The sequence below is a fragment of the Curvibacter delicatus NBRC 14919 genome, from assembly GCF_001592265.1.
Classification (GTDB): Bacteria; Pseudomonadota; Gammaproteobacteria; order Burkholderiales; family Burkholderiaceae_C; genus Hylemonella; species Hylemonella delicata.
The window spans coordinates 1-6,706 of the sequence record NZ_BCWP01000071.1 but is presented as its reverse complement, the minus strand read 5'-3'; the positions used below and the strand labels follow the sequence as shown (position 1 = coordinate 6,706).

Genomic DNA, 6,706 nt, shown 5'->3' with positions numbered 1-6,706 from the left:
CCTGACCTTGACGGACATCCAGCGTCAGACAACTATCCATCCCAAGCAACTGTACCGGCTTCTTGATCGCGTCGTTAGCAAAGCGCCCGATGGGCGGATCCAAGGTTTGAGAGGACTTATTCCAGGAAAGCACCTGAAGGAATACGAACGCGTTATGACTGTGAAGGCATCGTCCAAGCTACGTACATCGAGCGCAGCGGGGGCAATGCAGCAGCTCCTGAGGTGTTACCCAGCGCTTCAAAAGTGGATTTCAAAATCAGTTCGACTCAGAAAAAAGCCTTTACGCGAGGGCGAAATCCGAGCAGTAAAAAGATCCGTTCGGCTTCTTCATTCTGACTTTTTAGAGGAATGCGAACGCGTGGGCGTCACGCTGTCAGAGTATCCCTTCAATCAGGACCTCAGAGGTTTACGGTCTTTCCAAGGAATCGTACGACGCCTAGAACGGGAGCATCAGGCTGCCCATCCGAAAGCGGGAGACAACCCGCCGAAGGTAGAAGCTTCTCCTGATTATGAAAAGCCAGCTTGGCCTATCGCGCTCCGTCCGTTCATGGTTGTTCAGTTTGATGGGCACAAAATCGATGTGCGGCTGACGCTGGTGATCCCTGACCCGTTCGGAATGGAGACGATTATTGAACTCCACCGTATCTGGATACTCGTCGTCACTGACGTATTGACCAAAGCAGCTTTAGGCTATTACCTCGCACTTGGCTTGGAATACAACAAGGATGATTTCGCGGAAGCCATTCAAGCAGCCATAGTTCCACATCGGAAGGTCACGCTGACCATTCCTGGCTTAGCAGTGCGCAACGGTGGAGGATTTCCCACGGAAGTGCAACCAGAGCTGGCGTATCACCGCTGGTCGTGGCTTCAGTTCGACGAAGCAAAAAGTCATCTCTCCACGGATTCATTAACTCGACTAACAAAAGTTTTGGGAACGTGGACGATCGCAGGAAGGCTACGGTTTGTTAGGCTGGATTTCTGGCGAGGCCCCTGTGCCATCTTCCTTGTGGACAAAACAATATGAGGCGTGGCTAAACGGACACGTGCTCGGCTGCGCATGCTTTGATTCGTTCCACGGATGGCTCCTTGCGTCTATTGATTCAGAGAAGAAAGGGCAGCTTTCTTGGAGGTTGCAGCAACACAGACAATTTTTTTGTAGGCACTGGGCAGTCAGTGGCCGCGGTACACAGGACGAACCCGGCCTGTTTTTCGTTGAGCAGACCAATGACAATGCAAACTTAATGCCTCCGGGGGGAAGGACGCATCGGCTGGAAACCATGACCGCGTTGGCAGGAATCAAGCGTTAAAACCTGTCACTGAAGCCATAACTGAGCCCACGCAGAGTAGCAAGTCCACGCCGCTTTGGGCACTTGTGGATAGGCACAGCTACTTGAAAACGTTCTCTCTCTGTTGGTATTTATAGGCTTACACGTCCCCGACATATTGCGGGAAGACGGCGCCGCGAAGTAGGCCAGCGAGAACTCCGGTCTCCCAGACTCGCACCATGCGCCAGAAAGAAAACAGGCCGCGTGATTGCGGCCTGTTCTTGAATGGGTTGGCCAGGTGGAACAAACGCCCAACGCACCGTAATCGACAGCACTCCTGACTTGGTTGTGATTTTATCAACTCTTGAAGAAGGGAGGCAAATAGCCGTGCTGGTGAGTTTGAGATGCAAATGTTTGGCGATATTTATGCGAATACTCACGCTCAGGATAAAAAATTTCGTCTGTTAGGCGCCACGGCTGAACGCCAATCAACACAGTGGAAACCGACCGCATAGCGAAAATGGATGTCTCATCGCTGCTGGATAGCGCCCCTTTGTCAAAGCAAATTTTCGACAGGTCATCCAGGGATACTTGGGGCAAACACAAGTGCATAGATCCAGAGTCCGGAGAATCCGAGAGGAAGCACTAGCGGGGTAATACGGACCAGTGCGTGAATCTGTCCCCCGATCACCCGCCCAGCAGGATTCTTTCGATTGGCGACCATGGTCCGCTCGTAAACCTCGATCGCAATCTTCTCTAAGTCTGACAATTGAAATTTCGATTTCAGCTGGTGCACAAGTGATTGCTGCTCACGAAGGTAGACATCCTGTGCCCATGTCGCCGCGTAGATCGAGGCAAATATCACTGCTGACAGAACAAGCGCCGCAAGTGGCACAACATGGTGGAAAAAAGCTTGCCAGCGAAAACCGTCACCCCAAGACGTCGCATAGGCCGTAAGCAGGAACGCCTGAGAGGTTACATACCAAGTTACCCGGCTCGCAATCAAGGTATTTTCTGCTTGTATGTCTTCGCGCAATGCCATCAGCATTGCTGCGACAGAAAGCGATTCTTTATCCATAGAGTCACAACCAATGTGGGGCAAGCCGATAGTAAACAGGTCAGGCGCGGGGCGCTGCTTTGGGAAGATGCATCAGAAAATCAGTGCGCCCCCCTCTGGACGAGACGGAAATGGTTCCACCATGCGCCTCGATAATTGATTTGACGATGGGGAGTCCGAGCCCTGCGCCGTCTCCGCCATGCTGGCGCGACGTGTCAACTCGGTAGAACCTGTCAAAGAGTCTCGGCAAATGCTCAGCAGCAATCGTCTCGCCCGTGTTTGTGACCTTCAGCAGGACTTGATTCCCTCCTGGGTTGCTGATATCAACATCGATTTTCCCGTTCAAGGGCGTGTGCCGTATTGCATTGGATAGCAGATTGCTGATTGCGCGTCGCAACATCAACTTGTCCCCAGTGATGAAGGCATGCCCGTGGCAAGTTGCCGAAATTACTTTTTCTTCCAGTACGACCTCGTAAAACTCAAGCAAGCCACGGACTTCTTGATCGAGGTCTACTTGCTCCTGACGAGGGACCAATAGATGGTTCTCTGCCTTGGCAAGAAAAAGCATGTCGGCAACTGTGCGCGACAGCCGTTCCAGCTCTTCTGCATTGGATGCCAGTACGTCCTTATATTCTTCTATAGATCTCGGTTTGGAGAGAATCACCTGAGTCTGAGTCAAGAGGTTGCTGACAGGTGTGCGCAATTCGTGTGCAAGGTCCGAAGAAAAATCCGATAGCCTGTGAAAGGAGTCTTGCAAGCGAGCCAGCATCCCGTTGAGGGTTTCGGCGACTTCGGCGAGTTCCACAGGAATGGAGGCGACTGAGAGGCGCTGATCCAGGCGGTTGGCGGTGATGTCTGCCGCCCGTTGCCGCATTTCCTTTAGTGGCGCTAGGCCACGCCGCACTGCGACCCATCCCAAAAGACAGGTAAGCATCGCAGCAGTCCCGATCGCAATCCACAAGGCTATCTGAAAGGACTCCATGAAGGTTTCATGTCGAGTCAAATCAATGGCGACAGTGGCGATAAGGTTGGGATCTTCACGGATTTTTGTCGGAGCCAGGACAGACATCCCGCGAAATGGGCGTCCACCCGAGTCAGTCCAAGCAATGAGGGCGTCAGCCTCGGACCCTTGCAATGTCGTCGGAAACTGGGCTTCACCGCTGGCGAAGATGATCTTTCCCTGCGTGGTTTGGACGGTAACCGAGAGGCCGTGGTGGCCTACGAGAGCCTTCTGGAGCTCCTCGGTGACGGCGTCCAGCGCGGGATATGAGTCGACTTTACCGAGCGCATTTTGAAGAAGCTCCAACTTCCCTTGCAGCAAATCCCTGTCGAGCTCCTCAAAATGGTGCTCCGCCAGTTCGCCGATCAATAGACCGAGCAGTAGGAGTATGACCGTTGAGATGGATGCAAAGAGGGCGGTTAGACGGGTCGTCAACGCATGGCGCTTCCCCATGATCATTCCTGACTCTCCAGGACGTAGCCCATGCCGCGTACGGTATGAATGAGAGTGCACTCGAAACCGTCATCGACCTTCGCGCGCAGGCGACGAATCGCCACTTCGATCACATTGGTGTCGCTGTCGAAATTCATGTCCCAAACTTGGGAGGCAATCAGCGACCGCGGCAGCACCTCACCTTGCCGGCGCAGGAACAGTTCGAGTAACGCGAACTCCTTCGCTGTCAAATCGATCTTCTTTCCTGAACGAGTCACCCTCCGACGAATCAGGTCAAGCTCCAGATCGGCAGCCCGGAGCACTTCGGACTCCTTGTTTGAGCGGCCACGTCGTAAAAGAGTCCTGACTCTGGCCAGCAATTCCGCAAAGGCAAAGGGCTTGACTAAATAGTCATCGGCGCCGGTTTCCAACCCTTTGACCCGGTCTTCGATGGAATCCTTAGCCGTCAGAAAGAGAACCGGAATCTCTTTGCCGGCTTTCCGGATCCCCTGGAGCACTTGCCAACCATCAATGCTAGGCAACATGACGTCCAGGATGGCAAGGTCATAGGCCTCAGTCAACGCCAGGTGCAGGCCATCGTGACCGTCCCGAGCCAGATCAACCACAAACCCAGCCTCGGCAAGTCCCTGTCGCAGGTAATCGCCAGTTTTGGGTTCGTCTTCGATCACAAGAATTTTCATTTGTCGGAGTGCTTCCTGTATGCGGATATGTATTGTGCCGTTCGCTCAGGGGGAGTGCATAGGCATTACATAAATGTAATCCGGGCGTCATCTACGGGAAAGCAGCACCTTCTTACGCTACGAACCATTCCACCGAGGTTGGTCTTATGTGCTCTGGCTAGCGCGGTAGTGGAAGGCGTATCAGTAGGAACAGTAGATGAATATGTTTGTCCCGCATGTGTTGAACGTGCCAATGGGGATGTCCCGCCGGCGCTTTGTTCAAGGCCTTGCTGCAGGCGGCGTGGTGCTCGGGGCAGCGACTGCCTCAAGGCCTGCTTGGGCATCGGAGGCGCCCCAACGCGCCGCTGCGGCACCGGTTCTGCGTGGAACTGAGTTTGATCTGGTCATCGCAGAAACACCGGCGAACTTCACGGGGCAGCCTGGTATGGCCACGACAATCAATGGCTCGTTGCCAGCACCGACCTTGCGCTGGCGCGAGGGAGATACTGTCACCATCCGCGTCACCAACAAGTTACGCGAACATACGTCGATTCACTGGCACGGGATCATCCTGCCATACCAGATGGATGGCGTTCCGGGTATCAGTTTCGCCGGCATCGCCCCTGGCGAAACCTTCACCTATCGTTTCAAGGTTGAGCAGAGTGGCACCTACTGGTATCACTCGCATTCCGGCTTTCAGGAGTTGACCGGCATGTACGGTGCCATCGTCATCGATCCGGCCGATGGCGAGACGGTCAAAGTCCAGCGCGATCATGTGATTCATCTGTCCGACTGGACCGACGAGGATCCGATGAGGGTCTTTGCCAAGCTGAAAGTCCAGAGCGGCTATTACAACTACAACCAGCCCACCGCACCACAGTTTCTGCGTGATGTGGCGCACAGTGGCATGAAAGCCGCACTCGACAAGCGGGCCATGTGGAACCAGATGCGCATGAATCCGACTGACTTGTCGGATCTTTCGGCCTCCACGCTGACCTTCCTGATGAATGGCGTCACGCCGGCGGGCAATTGGACCGGGCTGTTCAAACCGGGCGAGCGTGTACGGTTGCGCTTCATCAACGGTGCCGGCAACACTTTCTACGACGTCCGCATCCCTGGGCTCAAACTCAAGGTGGTGCAGGTCGACGGCGTCAATATCGAGCCTGTCAGCGTGGATGAATTTCGCTTCGGACCCGGCGAAACCTACGACGTGGTAGTCGAACCTCGTGATGACGCCTATACCGTCTTCGCGCAAACGATGGACCGAACCGGCTACGCCCGCGGCACCTTGGCCACGCGGCCGAGCTTGAGCGCACCGGTGCCGGAGGTGGATGCTCCGGTTTGGTTGTCCATGAGCGACATGATGGGGGCAATGGGCGGCAGCATGGCCGGTATGGACCACGGCGCGCCGTCTGGCCATGGAGGCCACAGCGGCGGAGCGGGGATGGCCGGAATGCCTGGAATGATGCCTGGCGGCATGGCGATGGACCATGGTGGGCACGCCATGCCCGACATGCCGGCTACCAATCCGTTGGCGGTGCCCAGTACCCGGGCGCGCCATGCCAGCACCGAATATGGTCCCAGCACCGATGCGCGTGTGGACATGGCTCGCACCAATCTCGACGACCCTGGAGTGGGCTTACGTGGCAACGGCCGGCGCGTCCTGACGCTGTCTGATCTGCACACGATCGGTGGTCCGCTTGACGACCGCGGCCCCGAGCGGGAGATCGAGCTGCATCTGACCGGCAACATGGATCGCTACACCTGGTCGCTCGACGGCTTGGAGTTTGGCCAGTCCACGCCGGTGTTCATGAAATACGGTGAGCGCGTGCGAGTCATCCTGCACAACGACACCATGATGACCCATCCCATGCACCTGCACGGCATGTGGAGCGAATTGGAAAACCCGGACGGAAGCTTCCTGGCCCGCAGGCACACGATTCCGGTGCAGCCGGCCCAGCGCGTCAGCTTCCTGGTCACGGCCGATGCCTTGGGGCGATGGGCCTGGCACTGCCACCTGATGTTCCACATGGATGCCGGCATGTTCCGCGAAGTGGTGGTGGCCTGATCCATGAATACAAAGGAAAAAGTGCACATGATGAAACTCAAACTGAACGGGATTGCTTTCATACTCGCGACGCTTGGCACGGTGCCGGTGTGGGCGCAGTCGATGAGTGACATGGCCCACGACATGCCTGCCGCCACGATCGAAAAGGCTGATAGCGGCATGGAACGCATGGATCATGGCGTCATGGGCGACGCCCAGGGCGGC

4 protein-coding genes and 1 pseudogene are annotated in these 6,706 nt (G+C 55.8%); 2 read left to right on the top strand and 3 right to left on the bottom strand.

Translation table 11 applies throughout. The features are described 5' to 3' along the window. Positions 1 to 1,024, top strand: a pseudogene (locus CDE01S_RS18750) (hypothetical protein); the annotation flags it as partial. Positions 1,025 to 1,842: 818 nt separating this feature from the next. Here CDE01S_RS18750 and CDE01S_RS17620 read toward each other — a convergent pair. From CDE01S_RS17620 to CDE01S_RS17610, 3 genes are read right to left on the bottom strand one after another with little or no spacing between them, the layout of a single operon-like run. Then, positions 1,843 to 2,343, bottom strand: coding sequence for a hypothetical protein (locus tag CDE01S_RS17620; RefSeq protein WP_157077196.1), 501 nt, complete (start codon positions 2,341 to 2,343; stop codon positions 1,843 to 1,845). A gap of 40 nt (positions 2,344 to 2,383) precedes the next feature. Then, positions 2,384 to 3,775: a heavy metal sensor histidine kinase gene (locus CDE01S_RS17615; RefSeq protein ID WP_157077195.1), complete on the bottom strand. Its 1,392-nt coding sequence runs from the start codon at positions 3,773 to 3,775 to the stop codon at positions 2,384 to 2,386. Between the two features lie 2 nt (positions 3,776 to 3,777). Continuing rightward, positions 3,778 to 4,455, bottom strand: coding sequence for a heavy metal response regulator transcription factor (locus CDE01S_RS17610; RefSeq protein ID WP_066710767.1), 678 nt, complete (start codon positions 4,453 to 4,455; stop codon positions 3,778 to 3,780). Between the two features lie 196 nt (positions 4,456 to 4,651). Between CDE01S_RS17610 and CDE01S_RS17605 the strand changes: the two genes are divergently transcribed. After that, complete coding sequence (locus CDE01S_RS17605; protein WP_066710759.1) at positions 4,652 to 6,502, top strand: copper resistance system multicopper oxidase; 1,851 nt, start codon at positions 4,652 to 4,654, stop codon at positions 6,500 to 6,502. Positions 6,503 to 6,706 lie beyond the last annotated feature (204 nt).